This is a genomic window from Flavobacterium sp. CR10, from assembly GCF_055814415.1.
In genome coordinates this window covers 4,639,362-4,660,480 of record NZ_CP185985.1, presented here as the reverse complement: position 1 = coordinate 4,660,480, position 21,119 = coordinate 4,639,362, and the positions used below count along the sequence as shown (strand labels likewise).

The window sequence follows — 21,119 nt, the reverse complement described above, 5'->3', positions numbered from 1 at the left end:
ATTTTAAAAGAATAAATCGGTTATTTGTACAGCGACCATATCAATAATGAAAATGCTTAGCGAGGCCGTTACCACAGCAGAATTGGCAGCTTGTCCCACACTTTCTGTTCCGTTAGAAGCATTGAATCCCTTGTAGCAGCCAATGATTCCGATGAAAAAGCCAAAAAAGAATGTTTTTAGCGTTGCAGGAAGCAGATCTAAATATTCTAAGGATTGAACAATCTGGGTTAGAAACCTGTAAAAATTAACATCTCCATGAATATTAATTCCAACATAACCTCCAATAATTCCTATAGCATCTGCAAAAAAGACAAGAATAGGAACCATCAGCGTACATGCTAGAACTCTAGTCACCACCAAATAGTTATACGGATTAACGGCTGAAACTTCCATAGCATCAATCTGTTCCGTTACTTTCATTGATCCTAATTCAGCTCCAATTCCTGACGAAATTTTCCCTGCACAGATTAAAGCTGTAATTACAGGGGCAATTTCTCTTATCAGCGAAAGTGCAACCATTCCTGGAAGCCACGATTCAGCACCAAATTTTACCAGCGTTGGACGTGATTGAAGCGTAAGTACCAATCCCATGATAAAACCTGTAATGGCAACCAGCGGAAGAGATCTATATCCGATGACATAACATTGCTTCAGAAATTCTCTGGTCTCATAAGGCGGAATAAAGACCTCCTTAAAAAACCTTTTGGCGAATATCGTGGTCTCTCCAATTTCGGCGAATGTATTTTTAATATTTAGAATCAAAATGGTTCGTTTTATGTGAATGATATAAAATGAAAATCAATTATTTAACAGTTTTTAGCAACTCGTTAAATTATATATGAAAGTTAGATCAATACTTGTTAAAATGCATTACAAAACTTTTTTTCACCCTTATATAATTTTCATAAACTCACAATAATTAAAGTGTATTGGCGTTATGAGCACAAACAAAAAATCCCTTTCATAGATGAAAGGGATTTTTAATTGACAGTAATTATATAATGCTATTCCTTAAACTTTTTAAAAATAGAACTGGCTACATGGCCACCAAATCCAAAAGTATTGCTCATAGCATAATTCACTTCTCGTGATTGTGCTTTTCCAAGAGTCAGATTAAATTTATTTGCAAAATCCAGTTCTACATTTTCTGTGTTTATGGTTGGTGGCACAATATTCTCTTGAACAGATTTTATGCAGGCAATTGCTTCAATTGCTCCCGCACCACCAAGTAAATGACCCGTCATTGATTTTGTTGCGCTGATATTTGCATTCGGATTTATCCCAAATACTTTTTCAACAGCTTTTAGTTCGCTTAAATCGCCAGTAGGAGTAGAAGTTGCATGAGCATTGATGTAATCAATTTTATCTGGTGTAATTCCAGCCTCTTCCAGAGCAAGTTCCATTCCTAGAACAGCACCTTCTCCCTCAGGATGAGTTCCTGTTAAGTGATAAGCATCAGCGGCTAATCCGCCTCCAACAATCTCGGCTAGAATTACTGCATTTCGTTTTACAGCATGTTCATAGCTTTCTAAAATAACAACACCGGCTCCTTCGCCCAAAACAAATCCATCTCTTGTAATATCAAATGGGCGTGAAGCTTTTGTGTAATCATCATTTAAAGTAGATAATGCTTTTGAAGCATTAAAGCCTCCAATTGAAGATTCTGAAACAGATGCTTCAGAACCTCCGCTGATGATCATGTCGGCTTTGCCCCAGCGAATGTAATTAAATGCATCTATAATAGAAGTATTACTAGCGGAACAAGCCGCAGCTGTAGTATAGTTGATTCCTCGAAGTCCATATTTAATAGAAATAACTCCTGAAGCTATATTCACAATTCTTTTTGGAATAAAAAATGGACTAAATCTAGGCGATCCATTTCCTAATTTATATTCTCCAAATTGTTCTTCAAAAGTTGAAATGCCTCCGTCTCCGCAACCCCATATCACACCAATTCTGTTTTTGTTTAAGGTTTCAAAATCGATATTGGCATTTTTTACAGCTTCGTCTGCGGCATGCAGAGCATATTGTGTAAAAAGATCATATTTTCTAATTTCATTTTTTTCAAAAATATGCTGGGCATCAAAGTTTTTAACCTCACAGGCAAATTTAGTTTTGAAATGTGTTGTATCAAATCTTGTTATGGGAGCGGCTCCACTAACTCCGTTAATTAAGGAACTCCAGTATTCTTCAACGTTATTTCCAATTGGAGTCACGGCTCCTAATCCAGTTATTACAACTCTTTTCATTATTTCTTAGGTCTTAATTCTGTTAATATTGTTTCTTTTACCAATTCAAAATCATCATCGCTTGTAAGTCTTGAAAGCTGGACAATCGCAACCATATTAGTAATGATCATTATGGCTTTTGTTCTTGGTAACATTTCATAAGCAAATTGGTTAAGTTCTTTTCCCTCAATTAAAATTTCAGTTAACCAATTGATTACAATTTTGGCAAATGTCTGCAGTTCTACTTTTATGGAGTTATCTAGTGTGTTTAAGTCTGTCGCTAATGATCCTACTATGCAGACTTTATTTTCTCTTTTAATTTGAGTCTGGACTTCTAAGAAGGCTTCAAGTTTTACCAATGGAGATTCATTGGCAACTTTTCCTTTTAAATCTTCAAATCTTGCAATATGTTCTTTAATTGTCGCCACACCAAGATCTGATTTTGTTGGAAAGTGATAATGAATAGAAGCGGTTTTTATTCCTATATCATTAGAAATATCTTTAAAGCTAAAGGCATTGTAACCTTTATCCCGAATAAATTGATCTGCTTTATCTATAATATTTTCTCTTGTAGTCATAGCAATAATTTTTCCGACAAATATACTACCTATTAGTAGATAGGCAAATTTATTTTGTTTATTTTTAACAAAAACAAAAAATCCCTTTCATTAAGAAAGGGATTTTCAGGGTTTAAAAAATGAAGTATTTGGTTAGCTTCAGTTTCTTTTCTTATAAATTTATGGCAATGCCGCTGCGAGATTTCATTAACGGAATTACACGAGATTGTGAGATGGCCAGTTTTTCCATTAACAGTCTTGCGGTTAAATAACAAACTGTAGATTCTGCACCTTGATTTAAATTGACATTATGTTTTTCTAATCCATCGTAACCGCCACCGCTTACGGGGTTATACATAATTTGATTTAAATGATTTTTACCTAAAAACCAGTTAAAAGCAGCTTTCATTTTCTTTTTGTATTCTGGAGTTTTAAAAGCATTATAAAATGCATTTAAAGTTTGAATCGTGTAGGTTACATCTATTGGCTGCTCGCCATACTGGCTTGGCTCTGAGCCTTTATGATGCCAGCTTTGGTTTGAGATAGCTTTAAATGTTCCTTTTATAAACGTTTTAGAAATCAAGAAATCTAACGAGTCAAGCGCAACTTTTTTGTAAACCGGTTTATTGGTAATCAAATAAGCGTAAAGCATTGATTCTGGTAAAATGCTGTTTCCGTAAGTCAGATAATTTTCAAACCATTGCCAATCTTCTGTTGCAGTGTCTTCGTAGTTTGCAAGCAGTTTAGCATTTAGTTTGTTGATGATTGCCGCTACATATAAATTTGGAATTGTAGAATGGTACAAATACAGACCTTTTGTCGCAAAACCAATTGAACGAGGCGACTGAATGTTTTCGGCCCATTTCAGTGTATTCAATAAACATTTTGTTGCCTTTTTGGTAATTGCTTCCGGAAGAATATCCGACATAGAAACAACAGTTCCTAACGCCCAAATGGCTCTTGCATTAGAATCTTCTAAATTTACTTCGGCATTTTGTTCTACATGTTCGCGGTTTTCCTGGTCGACATAATTGATAAAATCTCCTTTTGGTTTCTGACAACGCTGAATGAAATCTAAATAAATTAAGATATAAGCCAAATCATCTTTATCCTGAGTCAGTTTGTAATGCATGCAAAACGCGATTAAAGCTCTCGCATTATCGTCTAAAGTATATCCTGAATCTAAATCTGGAATAGAAATTTTACTAAATTGAATAATTCCTAATTCGGTAGTTAGTTTTTTGATATGTTTTAATTGAATAGGAGGATAGCTATATTTGATTTCTGACGGATTTTTAATCAGGTTTTTATAAGTATTCATTTGCGTGATGGCAACATTTTCCCATGATGAAGCTCTCATTTTGGTAAATGAATTGATTCCCATTTCATGTCTTAAATTTTCGTTTTCGATCAATTTAATTGCAGCCGCTGCAAATTGGTCAGAATCTCCAATATCGCACAGAATTCCAGAATCTGCAGTTAAAACTTCTCTCGTATGCGGAATTTTAGATGCCACAATCGGACATGCGCAGCTCATAGCATAAGCAAAAGTGCCGCTCACTGCCTGGTTCGGGTCTTTTGATGTAAACATATAAATATCGGTTGCTTTCAAATACTCTAAAAGCTCATCTGTATCCAAATATTTGTTTATAAAACGAACATTATCTTGAAGATTTAATTCTTTAACCAAACCTTCCAGTTTATCTCGATAAGTATCAATGCCATCTCTAATTAAGTTTGGATGCGTTTTTCCAATAATTAAATACAAAGCATTTGGCGCTTTTTCTATAATTTTTGGTAAGGCCTGTAAACCTGTTTCTATATTTTTACCTTCGCCCAATAGTCCGAAAGTAGCCAAAACTAATCGGTCTTGAATTCCTAATTTTTCTTTTGCCTGTTCTGGTGTTTCATATATCACAATATGAGTTCCGTGAGGCACGCAAGTAATTATTTCTTCATTGATGTCGTAGTCGTTAATTAGAATTTCTTTAGATTTATTAGTCATTACAAAAACCGAATTGCTATAGCTTAATAATAGCTTAACGAAAGTTCTCAATTCTTCATTCGGATTCGGAATTACACTGTGAAACGTAAAAGTAACAGGTGCTTTTATAGTGTTTAAAAAATCTAAAAGATGATCTCCGTAATTTCCTGAAAACAAACCAAATTCATGCTGAATATGAACCAATTTCACAGTTTCATCCTGATTAATTTCCTCTGCGACTTTTGTATACTCTTCACGATTTTTGGTATTTAAGGTAAATGCTTGAGTTGGCTGATCTTTGGGTTTATCAACAAGTTCACATATTTCGCATTTGATAGATTTACCATAAACATCTGTAATCCCTTTAATGGTATCTTGAGTATAGGTTGCTATGCCACATTGCGTAGGCGGAAAAGTAGATAAAAAAACGATTTTTGATTTATTTGATATTGCTTTCATGAGGATTCATTTTTAGTTCGGTTAATAACTCGTTTAGGTTCAGAGATGCCACCGCAATCTTATCATCGGCAGCGCCATAATAAATATATAGTTGGTCATCAAAGATGGCGGTTCCTGTTGGGAAAACCACATAATTGACATAACCATGTCTTTCGTAATATTCTGAAGGAGTAATAATGGGTTTTGGCAGTCTTGCGATCACTTTTGATGGATCTTCTAAATCCAGTAAGACAGCGGCAGCATGATAAACCAAACCTTTCTCTCTTCTTTCAGCAGCATGATAAATTAAAAGCCAGCCGTCTGCTGTTTCTATTGGCGGGGCTCCAGGACCAATATGACTTGTTTCATGATCAAATTTTGGTTCCATTACAATATGATCGGGAAGATTCTTCAGGTAATTTTTCCAAAAATCTTCTGTAAGTTCTGATTTCTTTTCAAACGAAAAAATTTGAATGGATGGAAATAAGCGGTGCAGAGCAACAAATTTCCCATTGAATTTCTTCGGAAAAAGAACCACATTTTTATCCCAAACAAACAGATTCTCTTTAATAGTCTCCGTCAGCGGGTAATTTCTTTCAGTATTAAAAGCCAGAATCTTTGCAATGCTCGGATTTTGTAAATGCTTTCTAATAAGATTTGTAAATTCGTTAAGAATAAATTTTGGCGTTATAATTCCTTTCTTCTTAAAAACTTTTAAATCTTTAGAAACAGCCAAAGCGCCACAAGCATTAATTCCGTCGTAAGTGACATAAGTCATATAAAAACTGTCGTCTATTTTAGTAATTCTTGGGTCTTCGACACCATGAATTTCATAAATATAATCGGGAACAAAAACGGGCTGCGTATTTCTTTCAACTAAAGTGGTTGGACCTTCAAAACGGCAATAACCGATGGTTGAAAAATTTCCTTTTTTGGCAGCTCTGTAAAACATGTGAACAGTATTTCCGTCTTGATAAATAGCAGGATTTAAAACACCTAATTCCTCAAAAGTCCGATCTGTTTTTTCTAAAATGACACCATGTTTTTTAGCTTCTTTCATTACCCTTCTAAATTTTATCTAAAATTACTTTGAGACAGAAGCGACAATTAATCCAATCGATCAAAAAATTAACTCAAAAGCACAAACATGGTAATTCTGTAAGGCTTGCAAATAATAGTGAAAGTGGATTATACTCTAGCATTGATTTAATTTATTGCGATAATAATAAAGCGCATAGAGTTAATACGATTTGTAGGAATAAAGGAACTTTGAGATAGACAGAAAAAGGCTTATAAAACAGTCATATTAAGAACTTAAAAATCAAATATTATGTTACGTTGGACAGTTATATTTATCATTTTGGCCATTATAGCCGGAATTTTTGGTTTTGGCGGAATCGCTGCCGGAGCCGCGAGCATTGCAAAAATTTTATTCTTTATCTTTTTAGTCCTGTTTATCATTTCTTTAATTACAGGAAGAAGAAAAGTTTAGTTTCTTTTTTAAGGTTAAAAGGTTCAGAGTTACAAAGGTTCAAAGTTTTTAGCCTTTGTAACTCTGAACCTTTGTTTCTTTGCACCTTATTTTAGTACCATTTTGCATAATATTTCCGAGTTATAAAAGCAATCGGAATTCCTACACAGCAAATCACAATAAGGATAGACAGTAAAAGCGCGAAATCTAAATTTTTCTCGGGTAGAACTGGAAAAACAATTGGCAGCACGACAAGATTCATTACAATCCAAATAAAAAAGCCATAAGAAATTCCTGAGAGCAAAGTATTTATTTTAAAAAATGGGATATAGGGAAAAATTTTAAAATAAAACCAAGCAAAAATAAAAGCAATTAAGAAATGAAGTCCCAAACCCACAAAAGTCATTTCTGTTCCTGCTGTATACGCTTCTTTTTTAAAAATTCCGCTTGCAATAGATTGCAAAATTTTTTCTGCTGTTGTTTTATGTAATATTCCTGCATAAATCAAAATAGCGGCTGTAATGTCTAATGTTCCCGCTACTAAACCAGATGAAACAATGGTCTTAACTTTTGATCTCATAAAATTTGTTTTGAGTTAAATACTGCTCTAATGTTTTTTGATATGTTCGTAAATCGATTTTAACTGGCGAGTATGTCTCTGCGTATGCACAATGGCAAAATGAAGCCATTCGTATATAGTGAAATAATCAAATCCGGGTACTTTAGCATCCATGCATGTCAGTGTCAAATCGTAAGTTTCTGCAGCTTCAAATAAATCATTTTGTATTTTTTTGACAGAAGCCAGCAGAGTGCTTTTTTCATACTCAATAGCAGGAGGTTTTATATTTTCAGGAGATTGGTATTTAGTAGTATAATCTAAAAAGATGGAGTCGAGTCCTTTTACATTTTCGTCAGGTTCTCTATTGGTTTTTTCGGTTTTTCCAGCAAATAGCATGGTAAGACCTGAGCAGGCTAGAATACTATGCTGTACGGTTTGTCCAGCTGTCCAGCTTCCTTCAAACGGAACAATATTGATTTCTTCTTTTGAAAAAGAAGAAAGTAAGTCGCCCAATTTACTGTAGGTTTCCAGTATGGTATTTTGAATAGCGCTTTTCATTTTTTTTAATTTTAGAAATTAAAAATTCAACAGTACATGTTCACCGATTGGTTAAAAAACCTCAGTACATTATCTGTGAAATTAAATTTATAGAATTAGGGGAAATGATACTCCTTCAAATATACAATAAAAAATATTAAAATACTATAAGTCAGGTATTTGGGGAGTGTTAATTTTTTAAGGAAGCACTTCGCAGAAGTAACCGTGCGAATTTAAAATGTCGATGATTTTTGTATTCGAAATAGTGGGTGCATGAATACGGAGGATTTTGTCGCAATCTTCTAAATCGAAGTTGATCGAGCTATTTGGAAAATGCTCAAGAAGCTTCTCAATGATAACTTGACATTGAGATTCTTCCTGAACATTTGTTTTAAAAACTTCAATAATCATAAAGTTTTGATTTTTAGAGTGCTATGTTTTTATAACGCTGTATTCTGTGATATGTTACATACGATACAATTAAAACGGCAAAAACAATTAAAGGAAAGAAAGATTGAAAATCTACTCCATCAACTGCAAAATGACTTATGGATGCAAAAATGAAATCGAATGCAAATCCGGCATAAGCCCATTCTTTGATTCTTCCAGGCACTTGAGGAATAATTAAGGCTAAAACTCCAAGAATTTTAAATACGACTAATGCATTCCCGAAATATTCAGGATAGCCAAGGTGTCTGATTCCTTCTTTAGCTAGTTCAGTCTGAGAAGTTAAAGCCGGCATAACGCCTTCAAATAAAAAAATAAGAATAGTAGTAGTCCAAAAAATAATTTTTGTTGTCTTCATTGGGTATTTATTTTAAATAGTTATTAGTTAATGTATTACAAATGTACTATTCTTATTTTTTCATGAAATACCTATTTATGACTATTTTGGGGGCATTTGGGACAAGAATCTGATTTTAGATTTTAGAATGTAGATTTTAGATTTTAGATTTTTTCTAGCGGTATTTAAAAACGATTGTCAGTCTGAGCGGAGTCGAAGACCTTTTACGTTATGAAAGTGCTTCGACTTCGCTCAGCATAACATATGGAAAATTTGAACAAAAAAAACTTTGTCAAAGTTTTAATGAAAGTAGTTCTCGCAAAGACGCGAAGTCGCAAAGTTTTTTTTAGCTCTCGCAAATTTGGCAGATTGAGCAGATTATTTATTTTCTTGCTTAAAAATCTAATCTGCTTAATCTGCCAAATCTGTGGGAAACAAATCCTTTAATCTTTTTTAATCTTTGGCTTGAAAATAAAACTTTGCGACTTCGCGTCTTTGCGAGAGATTTATGTGTTGATTTATTGGAATTTGGATATTAAAATTTGGAATTTACGTCAGTTGGTAATTCGTAATCGTAAACAAATCCACAAAGCCCAATCTCGTATAAATGCCTTTTCCTAATGCAGAAGCTTGCAGTTGTGCATATTCACAATCGGCATCAATGGCTTCATTAATGGCAAATTTCATGATTTCTTCGGCGAAACCTCTTTTGCGCATTTCTGGAATAACGCCGACGCCGTGAATTCCCATAATATCTCCAGTTTGAAAAAGAGTCAATGTTCCAATCGCTTTTCCTTCAAAATGAACTAAGTAGAATTTCACATTTTCGTAATTAGCAACCAAAGTTTCTTTGCTGATTACATAACTAAAAGAAAGCGGATAAATATCTGACCAAGTTTTGGCATCTTCTTCATTTAAAACTCTTTTGAAAGTAAGGCTGTATTGAAGCGGAAATTTTTCTCTCAGTTTTAAAGCCATTGCCACAAGCTGAATTCGAATATGAAAGCCATTTTTTTCGAAAATTTCTTTAGAATTACTTCCAAAAATATCCCAATAAGGAATAACCAAACCTGGATTTTTCTCCATTGTTTCCTGAATCTGCAGAAAGTTTTCTTCGGTAATATCTTCTCTAGACCATAATCTATTTGGCCAGCCTGAGTTTTTTATTTGAGAAAATTCAAAAGGATCATTTTTATGATAAGAAAGGAGAGGAGTTGCAACAGTTTTCCAAAGAGTGGTAAGATTGTCAATATTGTCTTTGATGAGGTCTAGATGGTTCATTGTAAATGACGAGTTTGAATTATACTGACAAAGGTAAATTGAGTTTTTCAGAAAAGCCTTTACATATGTTGATTTACAAATCTTTTTCCAAACTTTTTCTGATTCGGCTTAACTGCGTTGGCGTAATGCCCAAATGCGAAGCAATATGCAATAATGGAACACGATCTGCAATAGTTGGATGTTTCTCTAAAAGGCTTACATATCTTTCGGTTGCGTTTTGCATCACTAAAGCGACTTCTCTTTGTTCTTTTTCGATGATCCAATTTTTTTCTAGATGGGCAATATAAAAGTTTTTGAGATCGTCATTTTTATAGATCAGCTCCATATATTTTTTATAATTGATGTTGATGACGATACAATCTTCTAAAGCTTCAATTGTAAAATTTGAGGGAGTTTGGAGCATCAGCGAAACTTTAGAACCTGCAAAATAATTTTCAAGAAAAAGATTTTTGTTATAGAAATTTCCCTGCTCATCTGTAATAAAAGCCCTTAAAATTCCTTTGGCAACAAAATGAAGATTTTTAGCAATTTCTCCATTTCCTAATAATGTTTCTCCTTTTTTAAGAGTTTGGAAATGCGTAGTGCTTTCTATCTGCTTCCAAGACTGATCAGAAAGCGGGTAGTAGCTTTCGATGGTTTGTTTTAGATTGTTGAGGTACTCTTGATGATGCATTATTGTAGTATTTTTAAGCTTATCAAAAGTAGCAAAAAACTGTTTCGTGTTTTTTGTTATTAAGCTATTAAAAATATATTTAGGATAAAAAAAGTAAAAAAAATAGCTCATTTTAATACAAAGAAAACTTTTAGAGGTAAAATCCTGCATGCTGTAATTTTATTTTCGTGCTCATTTTATGAATTAATCAATTAAATAAAATAAACAATGAAAATAAAGAAGATTGTCTGTATGCTTTTATTAGCTCAAAGCGGATTTGTGATGGCACAAACAGAAACATTAGTAACACCAAATGGAAAAAAGGTAAAAGTTTTCACTAATCCTATTACAGCAAATAACGGATTAAAAGCTGAAAGTGGTAACATTGAATTAGGAGGAGCTTTACTAAAACCTACTACAATTGTAACCAATTCTGAAAATACGTTAACTATTGATGGATTACAGGTTGGAGCGAACACAGATAACGTTTTAGTTGCAGACCCAACCGGAGTTTTGAAATGGGTAACAAGAGCTTCTCTTGGAGATAATTTGGGAAATCATATTGCGACACAAACTTTGAATATACAAAATTGGCCAATTAACAATAATGGAAATCCAAATTGGGGATTGAGCTTTTCAAAAAATCGTGATGACAAGAACGTAGTTGCAATACAGGGTGCTGGATTAAGTGTTGATTATTTAGATAGAAAATATATCTCAAATCTTAATGACGCTAACATGCTAAAATTTATTACAGTCGATGCCGCTGGAAGCGATTTTAAAATAATCACTTTAAAAGAAGTAATGCAAAAATCTCAGGAATTTTATATTATTCCAGAAATAGCACTTTCTGATACTAAATCGACAAATGGTTTACAATATGAACCAATAATTGGTCAATTAGTTTATAACTCTAATGATTTTATGCAAAATGGAGCTGGTGTTGGATTGTATTACTGGGGTAATATTGGCGGTGACTATGGCTGGGTTCCCTCAGGAAAAGATAACCTTGGCAATCATAAAGCAACTCAACACTTAGATATGGGAGTCTATGGTATTAACGGAGGTGGTGGTAACTGGGGATTGAAATTCGCAAAAGGACTAGGTGATTTTGATTATACAAGTAAGGATTATACTAATGTGAATAAATATCTTTTTCAAAATGGATATGTTGTAATTGAGCAACTGCCAAATTTGAAACCAAATGATCCTTCGGAGAGAAAGCCAAATGGTTTTGATTTTGTCACACGAAATGAGAATGGTGGAATACTAAGAAGCACATCATTAGATGAAATCATGAATGTTGCTCAAAATCAATATTTCATGCCTAAAATAAGCCTTGTGGATAATACTGTAAGTCATGCTCTTGCAAATTTACTTCAATTGCCCGAAGAAGGACAGTTTGTGTACAACATAAATCCATATATGCAAAATGGAAAAGGCATAGGAATATATTATAAAAAAGGAAATTCATGGGTTCCTTTAGCTGATCCTACACCAGGAGATAATTTAGGTAACCATACAGCAACTCAAGATTTAGTGATGAGTACTAAGAATATTTCTGGTGCAACAGATATAACAGCTAGCGGTACAGTTACTGGTGATAACCTTACAGCTACAACAAAAACGGTTACTCCAGCAGCGCAGATTACTACAGGAGCAGGAGCAGGAAAAATAGCAGTTTCTGATGCTTCTGGTAATCTTACTTGGACGGATCCTTCTGCTATTACTGTTGCAGGAGATAACTTAGGAAATCATATTGCAACTCAAGATTTAGTAATGAGTTCTAAGAATATTTCTGGTGCGGCAAATGTAACAGCGAGTGGCACAGTAACAGGAACGAACCTTACAGCTACAACAAAAACAGTTACTCCAGCAGCGCAGATTTCTACAGGAGCAGGAGCAGGAAAAATAGCAGTTTCTGATGCTTCTGGTAATCTTACTTGGACAGCTCCAGCTTCAATCACGGGAATTGGAGACAATTTAGGTAACCATACAGCAACTCAAGATTTAGTAATGAGTTCTAAGAATATTTCTGGTGCGGCAAATGTAACAGCGAGTGGCACAGTAACAGGAACGAACCTTACAGCTACAACAAAAACAGTTACTCCAGCAGCGCAGATTACTACAGGAGCAGGAGCAGGAAAAATAGCAGTTTCTGATGCTTCTGGTAATCTTACTTGGACGGATCCTTCTGCTATTACTGTTGCAGGAGATAACCTAGGGAACCATACAGCAACTCAGGCCTTAAACATGAATGACAATCTTATCAATGGTGACGGAACTAATAATTGGGGGATTGGATTTAATCAAAACAAGGTAGTTGCTGTAGAAAATGCTGGATTTCGTGTTGACTTTTTAGATAGCAGATGGATTGGAACAGCAAATGATGCTAATATGCTTCAATTTATTACAGTCGATGGTAGTGGAGACGTTTTTAAAATGATCAATTTGAGAGAAGTGATGCAAAAATCTCAGGGGTTTTATACTGTTCCAAATTTATTGCTTTCAAGCAACAAATCTAAAACGGGATTACAATATGAACCTATACCTGGACAACTGGTCTATAATAATAACGATGATATGCAAAATGGTAATGGTATAGGATTGTATTATTGGGATGGAACTAGTAATGATACAGGGTGGGTTTCGACAGCAAAAGATAGATCGGCATGGCAAGTTGTTTTAACTGGTGGTACAGCAAATATTAGTAAGAATACCTCAACGAGCTCTACTGTCAATTTTACTGATAGCAAAATTATTGGTAATGGAGGATCTTTAGTTGAAAACAGCATAGTTCAAGTGCCAAAAACAGGATTGTATGAAATTAGTTTTAATAGTCATACAAAAGGGTACACCAGCCCATACCTTACTGCCTTTGAAATTACGGTAAATAATGTTGTAGTTTGGAGTCCAAATTATGCATCGCCATCAGAAATTTATGGGACAAATTCAGGTACTAAAAATTATTTAAAATTGAATATGAATGATCGTGTAACAATATCTCTTACAAGCAAATTAGATAGTAATAATTCTGCAAATACTTGCGATGATACTAGTTTTGTATTGAAATTGATAAATTAAATATAACCATTTAGAAATAATAAGACTGTTCGAGAATCATTTTTCGAGCAGTTTTTTTATATTTTACTTCCCGTTTACGGAACAAAACAAAAAACGCCATGAAACCCAAAAAGTCTCACAGCGTTTTCATCTCAAAAAATAAATAATTAACGGGTAATGTAACGGGTATTATTTCCAGCCTCCGCCAAGAGCGCGGTACAAATCTGTATTGGCTGTAAGCTGTTGTCTTTTAATATCGGCAAGTTCTAATTCGCTTTGCAATAAGTTTGCTTGAGCTGTTAAAACTTCAAGATATTCTGCCAAACCGTTTTTGAATAAAAGGTTAGCATTTTTAATAGCCTGCTGTAATGTTTTTACTTTTTCTTTTAAGAAAGTTTCCTGCTGCTGTAATTTCTCTACTTTAACCAAAGCATCAGAAACTTCGCTTACAGCAACCAAAACAGATTGTCTAAAAGCTAAAACTGCTTTTTCTCTTTCTGCTAAAGCAATATTATATTGCGTTTTAAGTCTTTTGTTATTCAAAAGCGGTTGTGTTAAACCTCCTGCAACAGTTCCGAATAAAGAAGCCGGAATGTTGAACCAATTGCTGGTTTCAAAAGAGTTTACGCCACCTTGAGCCGTAATTCTGAGAGCTGGGTATAAATCCGCTTTCGTGATACCGACATTTGCGTTTGCCACTTTAAGAGCCAATTCGGCACTTTTTACATCTGGCCTTCTGCTTACTAAAGCAGACGGAACTCCAATTGCTGTATTATGTTTTACTTCAAGTGCGCTTAAACGAACAGATCTTTCTTTAGAATTCGGAAACGAACCTGTTAAAACGCTCAAAGCATTTTCCTGAATCGCAATATTCTGTTCCAATAACGGAATTAATTGTGCCGAGTTTAATTTTTGTGCTTCAGACTGTTGAATCGCTAAATTAGTTACCTGACCGGCATCGTATTTTAATTTGATAATATTGGTTGTACTATCATTTAAACGTAAATTTTGTCTGGCAATATCCAATTGTGCGTCTAACATCAAAAGATTATAATATCCTCTAGAAACATTAGCCACAATATTCGTTTGCAATGCTTTTTTTACCTCTTCTGATTGAAGATATCCTGCGTAAGCCCCTTTCTTTTGGTTTCTGATCTTTCCCCAAATATCAGCCTCCCAAGAAAGAGAAGCTCCAGCAGAATAGTCGTCAATATGTTTAGCTCCAATTGCCTGATTTAAGTTTAATCCCGTAAAACTATTGTCAGACGGATTGCTTGTGCTTGCGTTTACAAATAAGTTAACTTGAGGTACATTTCCCCATTTTGACTGTGTAAAACGGTATTGCGCAATTTCTATATTTTTTTCAGCAATCTGAAGGTCGTTGTTTCTGGCAACGGCACTGTCAATTAATTTGATAATATCTTTTTCTGTAAAGAAGTTTTTCCACTCCACATCGGCAATACTCGTAGTATCACTCGAAACCGATGCATTCCTGAAATTCTCAGGAAATGCATCTTTTGGAGTTTCAATATCCTTAGAGACTTTACAGGATATTAAAGTCGTGATCAGAATGGCGAAGGTCACGATTTTGGTTATATGATTTTTCATTAGTCTTTTTTATTAAAATTCCTTTAACCCGCTGGGTGTAATTTTTTTGAAACACATAGAAACATAGCTTTTGAAACCGCATAAAAGGCGTTTCACTTGCATAAATTCACATAGATCTATGTGTTAGAAACTAGTTTCTTTCTCTATTCTTTCGAAAAGCAAAAAAAATCTATGTTTCTATGTGTTTAATTTTTTTTCTCAACAGATTACTCTGTACAAGTATCTTTTCTAGTTTCAAGATCTCTTGAGATTCTGTACGATATATATCCGATGCCAAATATGATGGCGATAAGAATGGTTGTGATATAGTTTTCCATTTATTATTTTTCTTCGTTATGAATTACAGCGATTGGTTTTCCGCTCACTTTTTCTTGTAAATGCTGGAAGATGATGAATAAAACAGGGATGATGAACAAACCTAGAATTACTCCTGACAGCATCCCTCCAGCTGCCCCGATACTAATGGAGTGGTTACCTTGTGCTGATGGACCTTTGGCGCTCATCATTGGTATTAATCCCACCACAAAAGCAAGAGACGTCATGATAATTGGTCGCAAACGTAATTTTGCTGCCATAATTGAAGCTGCTACTAAACCTTGTCCTGATCTTCTTCGCTGTGCTGCGAATTCCACAATCAGAATGGCATTTTTAGCGAGAAGCCCGATCAGCATGACAAGTGCAACTTGTACGTAAATGTTGTTTTGAATTCCTGTTAAACCAATAGCAGCGAATACTCCAAAAATACCTGCAGGAATTGACAAGATTACTGCCAAAGGCAAAATGTAACTTTCGTACTGTGCAGCAAGTAAGAAATAAACGAATATCAAACACAGTAAGAATATAGTTGCCGATTGTCCTCCTGACGAAATCTCCTCACGCGTTTGGCCCGAGAATTCAAACCCGTAACCTGCAGGCAATTGTTGTGCTGCTACTTCCTCAATAGCTTTAATGGCATCTCCTGAACTAAATCCTGGTTTCGGAATCGCATTAATTGAAATTGAGTTAAACAAATTATATCTAGAAGCGGTTTCAGAACCATAAATACGAGTCAGCTTTACTAAAGTATTTATTGGCACCATTTCGCCTGTTTTGTTTTTTACAAAAACTCTGTCAATCGAAGTCGGATCGGCTCTGTCTTCAATATCTGCCTGAACCACTACACGGTAATATTTACCAAATCGGTTAAAGTCAGATGCCTGTGCGCTACCAAAGTAAGCTTGCATCGTTTGTAAAATGTCTTTTACATTAACACCCAATTGATTTGCTTTTTCGTCGTTAACTTCCAATTGCAATTGTGGATAATCGGCTTTGAAAGAAGTAAAGGCAACGGCAATCTCAGGACGTTTCATTAATTCTCCGATAAAATTCTGAGAAACTCCACTGAATTTATCCAGTTTTCCTCCTGTTTTATCTTGCAGCACTAAATCCAATGCTTCAACGTTACTAAATCCTGGAACGGTTGGGAAACTGAATACGAAGAAACTTCCTCCAGAAATAGATCCCAGTTTACCGCGAACCTGATTCATGATTTCGTCAATATTTTTTATTTCTCCGCGTTCTTCGTTTGGTTTCAATAAAACGAAAACTACTGCAGAGGATGGGCTTGTTGAATTCGTCAATAAGTTAAAACCAGAAATCGCTGTTACGAATCTTGAAGCGTCTAATGCTTTTAAAGTATTCTCAGCTTCGGTCATTACCTTTTGAGTTCCGTCTAATGATGTTCCAGATGGCGTATTCACTGCAATCGCAATAAATCCTTGATCTTCTGTTGGAATAAACCCAGAAGGAGTTGTTTTTACCATCACCACTGTTGCCAAAGTAATTAAAGCTAATCCGCCTAAACTCAACCATTTTCTTCTGATTAAGAATTTAATTCCGCCAACGTAACGATTGGTAAGTGATTCAAAACTGCTGTTGAAAGCACTAAAGAATTTTTCTTTAAATCCTTTTTTCTGATAAGGTTCATTGTGATCGTGTGCTCCGTGATTATCTTTTAAGAATAATGCAGCAAGCGCTGGACTCAATGTTAAGGCATTTACAGCCGAAATTACAATTGCAATTGCCATTGTAAAGGCAAACTGACGATAGAAAACTCCTGTTGAGCCTTCCATAAAACCAACCGGCAGGAATACAGCAGCCATTACCAGCGTAATCGAGATAATAGCACCCGTTATTTCGTGCATTGCTTCATGGGTGGCGATTTTTGGAGACAAACGTTTATGCTCCATTTTCGCATGCACCGCTTCGACTACCACAATGGCATCATCGACCACAATACCAATCGCCAGAATTAATGCGAAAAGTGTTAAAAGGTTGATCGAAAATCCGAATAACTGCATGAAGAAGAACGTTCCTAAAATTGCTACAGGTACAGCAATAGCCGGGATTAATGTTGATCTAAAATCTTGCAAGAAGATAAATACCACAATGAATACTAAAATGAAAGCTTCAATTAAGGTATGTTCAACCTGTTCGATAGATTGGTCTAAAGATACTTTTGTACTATAGAAAATATTGTGTTTAATGCCTTTTGGAAAATCTTTAGAAGCTTTTTCCATCATTTTGTTAATGGCAATCTGAATATCATTTGAGTTAGATCCAGCTAACTGGATAACTCCAATTACAATTCCTTTTTTACCATTTAAACGAGTTAAACTGTTGTAAGAGTAAGCTCCAAGTTCAACTCTCGCTACATCTTTTAAGCGAAGTACTGAGCCATCTGCATTAGAACGTATAGCAATATTTTCATAATCTTCGGGTTTAGTTAATTTTCCTTTGTATTTAATAACGTATTCAAAAACCTCCTTGCTTCGCTCTCCAAATTTACCTGGAGCCGCTTCCAAACTTTTGTCCTGAATAGCGCCCATAACTTCGCTTGGCGTTACTTTATAAGCTGACATCTGTGTTGGATTCAGCCAAACACGCATAGAGTAATCTTTTACACCACCAAAAATACTGGCAGAACCTACACCCGGAATACGTTTTAATTCCGGAATAATATTAATTTGTGCATAGTTGGCAACAAAAGTCTGATCGTATTTTGCTTCATCATCGGTATACATACCAATCGCCATGATGAAAGAGTTTTGCTGTTTTGCCGTGATCACACCTTGCTGAACCACCTCTGCAGGCAATTGGCTTGTCGCTTGCGCCACACGGTTTTGCACGTTTACCGCAGCTTGATCAGCATCTGTACCCAGTTTAAAGAAAACCGTAATAGCCAAAGTACCGTCGTTACTGGCAGTAGAACTCATATAAGTCATGTTTTCTACACCATTTATAGACTCTTCTAGAGAAGGAGCCACAGAACGTAAAACCGTTTCTGCGTTAGCTCCTGGATAAACCGCCGTTACCAAAACCGATGGAGGCGCAATATCAGGAAACTGTTGTAAAGGCAGTTTAGTTAAACCCAATACTCCCAGAATTACCAATAAGATGGAAATTACAGTTGCCAGTACAGGTCTTTGTATAAATATTTTGAACATTGTGTTTTAGGATTATTTTTGATTAGTTACTTGGGCAACTTTTGTAGATTTCTCTGGCTGAATTGCCTGTCCGTCCTGAAGTTTGTCAATACCGCTCAGCACGATTTGGTCACCCGATTTTACACCTTCTTTAATTAAATAATTAGTTCCGCTTTTACCTACAACTGTTATAGGCATTTTAGTTACTTTGTTATCTTTCCCTACAGTGAAAACAAATACTTTGTCCTGCATTTCTACTGTAGCTGACTGTGGAACCAAAATTGCATCAGCGTGCTGTAATCCTAAACGGATTCTCCCTGTGTTTCCAGAACGTAACACGCCGCCTTTGTTAGGGAAAGTTGCTCTAATAGTGATTGCACCAGTAGTTTTATCAAACTGACCGTCAACCATATCGATTTTTCCAGTTTGAGGATAAGCATTGTTATCAGCTAAAATCAAAGTAACTGGAGGTAATTTTTTGATTTTATCGCCTAATGAACTTCCTGCATATTGCTCTTTAAAGTTGATGAAATCAGTTTCACCTAAAGAGAAATAAGCAAATACTTCATGAACGTCTGATAAAGTTGTTAACGGTTCAACATCTGTTGCAGAAACTAAACTTCCTTGTTTTTTAGGCAATCTTCCAATGTAACCGCTAACAGGAGCTGTTACGTTTGTGTACCCTAAGTTGATTTTTGCAGAACCAACCATTGCTTTTGCTTGTTCGATATTCGCTGTGGCTATTTTCTGAGAAGCTTTAGCTGTTTTTAACTGATAGTCAGAAACTACTTTGTTTTGTACAAGCGGAGTCAGTTTATCAACTTCTAAGTTGGCGTTGATTAAAGCCGCTTCAGCTGCATGAAGACTTGCCAAAGCATTGTTTAACTGCTCACGGAATGGACGCTCATTGATTTTAAATAAAGTTTGTCCTTTGCTTACATAAGCACCTTCGTCTACATAAATTCTGTCAAGGTTTCCGCTCACTTGAGGGCGAATTTCAACATCAACAGTTCCTTGTATTGAAGCAGGATATTCAGAGTCAGTTGTTGTATTTGCACTTGTAATAGCTAATACTGGTAAAACCGGTGGGGGTGGAGCAGTAGGCGCCTGATTTTTGTCGGCACAGCTGCTTAAAACTAAGGCCAGGATAAAACTGGTTATAATTACATTTTTCATTTTCATTGTGGTTTTAATTGGTTGAACATTTTCTCGGATAAAATTCTTTGGTATTCTGGCATTCTCGGGATTCATATTTAATTGAATTAAATTATCTAACGTTGTTAAGTAAAAGTGCGCAAATTTCCATACAGTAAGTTTTTCCAATTCTATTTCAAAATCAGTATTAAATTATCTAACGTTGTTAAGTAAAAGTCTAAAAAAAGAGCTTTTATTACCTTTATTAAATTTTCTAACAGTGTTAAGCGAAAGTTATAAAAAAAAGGATTCTATGTTATCCCGTTTAAATTATTTTACACTGTTAAGTAAAATTGAAAATTTTTTTTATTGTATAGATTTGATGATACCAGTAATAGCATCTTTCAAAATCTGAGCATTTATGGTTTCTAAAATATCACTTTTATTAATGATGTTGATGGCGATTAAACCATGAATAACAGAAAAGAAAGTAAAATATTTTTGTTTTATGATATCTTCACTAGGATTGCTGTCCTTCATAATTTCAGCAATGACACCAGTAAATAATTTGTAAGGTGCTTCCTGAGCCGAACATCGCTGTGCGCAGCAAGTCATTTGAACACCAAACATAAGTTGATACATTTCAGTATTAGTAAAAGCAAAATCCCAATAAGTCATCCACATGGCTTCTAACTGATCTTCTGGTTTTTCAAACTTGTCTTTTGCAGTCTGCAACTCTTTAGCCAGTTTAATAAAACCTTTGCCTGTCAGTTCTTCTAATATTGCTTCTTTATTCGAGAAATATTCATAAATAATAGGAGCAGTATATTCGATTCTGTCGGCAATTTTACGCATACTCAAACCATTCCAGCCTTCATCTTTTACGATATCATAAGCAGCGCCAAGAATATTATTTCTTGTCTCTTCTTTTTGTCTTAAAATTCGATCTTTGCTAGCCATTGTATTCAAGTATTAAATCGTTTAACACTGTTAGGCAAATGTATGGCGGATTTTCGGATTTCAAAATATTTTTATCATAATATTTTCTTATCGTACTATAGATGGTTTGAAAAGGCTTGATTTTACTGATGTTTTTGTTTTTAATTTTTTTCAGGAGCAGAAGATTTTTCGTTTTTAAGAACGTTTTGTCCCGCTCTACATTATATTTTTTGTGGTGAACCCCACCACAAAAAGATGCCATTTCGATCGGGGCTAGGAGAGAACGCATATTTTTTCATTAGATTTCACCTCAAAGTTTGTCATCCTAAGGAACGAAGGATTACACTCGCAAATCGACAAAGATTAGATCTCGCAACTAAATAATGCCTAAAAAGAAATTGCAAAATCCTTATCAGGCTA

17 protein-coding genes are annotated in these 21,119 nt (G+C 34.9%); 2 read left to right on the top strand and 15 right to left on the bottom strand.

What is annotated here, in order from left to right:
- Positions 1 to 3: 3 nt before the first annotated feature.
- The 5 genes from ACNRYB_RS19505 to ACNRYB_RS19485 form a co-directional block, all read right to left on the bottom strand.
- Positions 4 to 762 carry an MlaE family ABC transporter permease gene (locus ACNRYB_RS19505; RefSeq protein WP_129747731.1) on the bottom strand — a complete coding sequence of 253 codons (759 nt, stop codon included), beginning with the start codon at positions 760 to 762 and terminating at the stop codon, positions 4 to 6.
- A 242-nt stretch (positions 763 to 1,004) separates the two neighbouring features.
- A complete protein-coding gene (fabF, locus tag ACNRYB_RS19500; RefSeq protein ID WP_473728417.1) occupies positions 1,005 to 2,249 on the bottom strand; it encodes a beta-ketoacyl-ACP synthase II in 1,245 nt (414 codons plus the stop codon).
- Positions 2,249 to 2,806, bottom strand: coding sequence for a TetR/AcrR family transcriptional regulator (locus ACNRYB_RS19495; RefSeq protein ID WP_473728416.1), 558 nt, complete (start codon positions 2,804 to 2,806; stop codon positions 2,249 to 2,251). The genes fabF and ACNRYB_RS19495 overlap by 1 nt, the downstream gene beginning before the upstream one ends.
- A gap of 151 nt (positions 2,807 to 2,957) precedes the next feature.
- Positions 2,958 to 5,228, bottom strand: coding sequence for a glycosyltransferase (locus tag ACNRYB_RS19490; protein WP_473728415.1), 2,271 nt, complete (start codon positions 5,226 to 5,228; stop codon positions 2,958 to 2,960).
- Positions 5,209 to 6,267, bottom strand: coding sequence for a glycoside hydrolase family 130 protein (locus ACNRYB_RS19485; RefSeq protein ID WP_473728414.1), 1,059 nt, complete (start codon positions 6,265 to 6,267; stop codon positions 5,209 to 5,211). Before ACNRYB_RS19485 ends, ACNRYB_RS19490 begins: the two co-directional genes overlap by 20 nt.
- Positions 6,268 to 6,537: 270 nt before the next feature.
- Here ACNRYB_RS19485 and ACNRYB_RS19480 point away from each other — a divergent pair, with 270 nt between their 5' ends.
- The gene (locus tag ACNRYB_RS19480) at positions 6,538 to 6,699 is read left to right on the top strand and encodes a DUF1328 family protein (RefSeq protein WP_129747735.1); all 162 of its coding nucleotides are present in this window, start codon (positions 6,538 to 6,540) and stop codon (positions 6,697 to 6,699) included.
- Between the two features lie 91 nt (positions 6,700 to 6,790).
- Here the strand turns inward: ACNRYB_RS19480 and ACNRYB_RS19475 are convergent, their stop codons facing one another.
- The 6 genes from ACNRYB_RS19475 to ACNRYB_RS19450 all read right to left on the bottom strand — a co-directional run bounded on the left by ACNRYB_RS19475 (position 6,791) and on the right by ACNRYB_RS19450 (position 10,512).
- Positions 6,791 to 7,258 carry a DUF1440 domain-containing protein gene (locus ACNRYB_RS19475; protein WP_129747736.1) on the bottom strand — a complete coding sequence of 156 codons (468 nt, stop codon included), beginning with the start codon at positions 7,256 to 7,258 and terminating at the stop codon, positions 6,791 to 6,793.
- 27 nt (positions 7,259 to 7,285) lie between these two features.
- Positions 7,286 to 7,795, bottom strand: coding sequence for a DinB family protein (locus tag ACNRYB_RS19470; protein ID WP_343706667.1), 510 nt, complete (start codon positions 7,793 to 7,795; stop codon positions 7,286 to 7,288).
- A 177-nt stretch (positions 7,796 to 7,972) separates the two neighbouring features.
- Positions 7,973 to 8,185: a hypothetical protein gene (locus ACNRYB_RS19465; protein ID WP_317126361.1), complete on the bottom strand. Its 213-nt coding sequence runs from the start codon at positions 8,183 to 8,185 to the stop codon at positions 7,973 to 7,975.
- A 13-nt stretch (positions 8,186 to 8,198) separates the two neighbouring features.
- Positions 8,199 to 8,579 (bottom strand): DoxX family protein, encoded by a 381-nt coding sequence (locus ACNRYB_RS19460; protein WP_473728413.1) that lies wholly within the window; start codon positions 8,577 to 8,579, stop codon positions 8,199 to 8,201.
- Positions 8,580 to 9,107: 528 nt separating this feature from the next.
- On the bottom strand, positions 9,108 to 9,839 hold the full coding sequence (locus ACNRYB_RS19455; protein ID WP_129747739.1) for a GNAT family N-acetyltransferase: 732 nt from the start codon (positions 9,837 to 9,839) through the stop codon (positions 9,108 to 9,110).
- Positions 9,840 to 9,912: 73 nt separating this feature from the next.
- Positions 9,913 to 10,512 (bottom strand): Crp/Fnr family transcriptional regulator, encoded by a 600-nt coding sequence (locus ACNRYB_RS19450; RefSeq protein ID WP_129747740.1) that lies wholly within the window; start codon positions 10,510 to 10,512, stop codon positions 9,913 to 9,915.
- 207 nt (positions 10,513 to 10,719) lie between these two features.
- Between ACNRYB_RS19450 and ACNRYB_RS19445 the strand changes: the two genes are divergently transcribed.
- Positions 10,720 to 13,575, top strand: coding sequence for a hypothetical protein (locus ACNRYB_RS19445; RefSeq protein ID WP_473728412.1), 2,856 nt, complete (start codon positions 10,720 to 10,722; stop codon positions 13,573 to 13,575).
- A gap of 168 nt (positions 13,576 to 13,743) precedes the next feature.
- On the opposite strand, the gene ACNRYB_RS19440 is transcribed toward ACNRYB_RS19445, so the two are convergent.
- The 4 genes from ACNRYB_RS19440 to ACNRYB_RS19425 form a co-directional block, all read right to left on the bottom strand.
- Positions 13,744 to 15,162, bottom strand: a complete 1,419-nt coding sequence (locus ACNRYB_RS19440) for a TolC family protein (RefSeq protein WP_473728411.1) — start codon at positions 15,160 to 15,162, stop codon at positions 13,744 to 13,746.
- Between the two features lie 320 nt (positions 15,163 to 15,482).
- Positions 15,483 to 18,647 (bottom strand): efflux RND transporter permease subunit, encoded by a 3,165-nt coding sequence (locus ACNRYB_RS19435; protein WP_473728410.1) that lies wholly within the window; start codon positions 18,645 to 18,647, stop codon positions 15,483 to 15,485.
- 12 nt (positions 18,648 to 18,659) lie between these two features.
- Entirely contained in the window at positions 18,660 to 19,877 is a 1,218-nt protein-coding gene (locus ACNRYB_RS19430; RefSeq protein ID WP_473728409.1) for an efflux RND transporter periplasmic adaptor subunit, read from the bottom strand.
- Positions 19,878 to 20,126: 249 nt separating this feature from the next.
- Positions 20,127 to 20,720 carry a TetR/AcrR family transcriptional regulator gene (locus ACNRYB_RS19425; protein ID WP_008467721.1) on the bottom strand — a complete coding sequence of 198 codons (594 nt, stop codon included), beginning with the start codon at positions 20,718 to 20,720 and terminating at the stop codon, positions 20,127 to 20,129.
- Positions 20,721 to 21,119 lie beyond the last annotated feature (399 nt).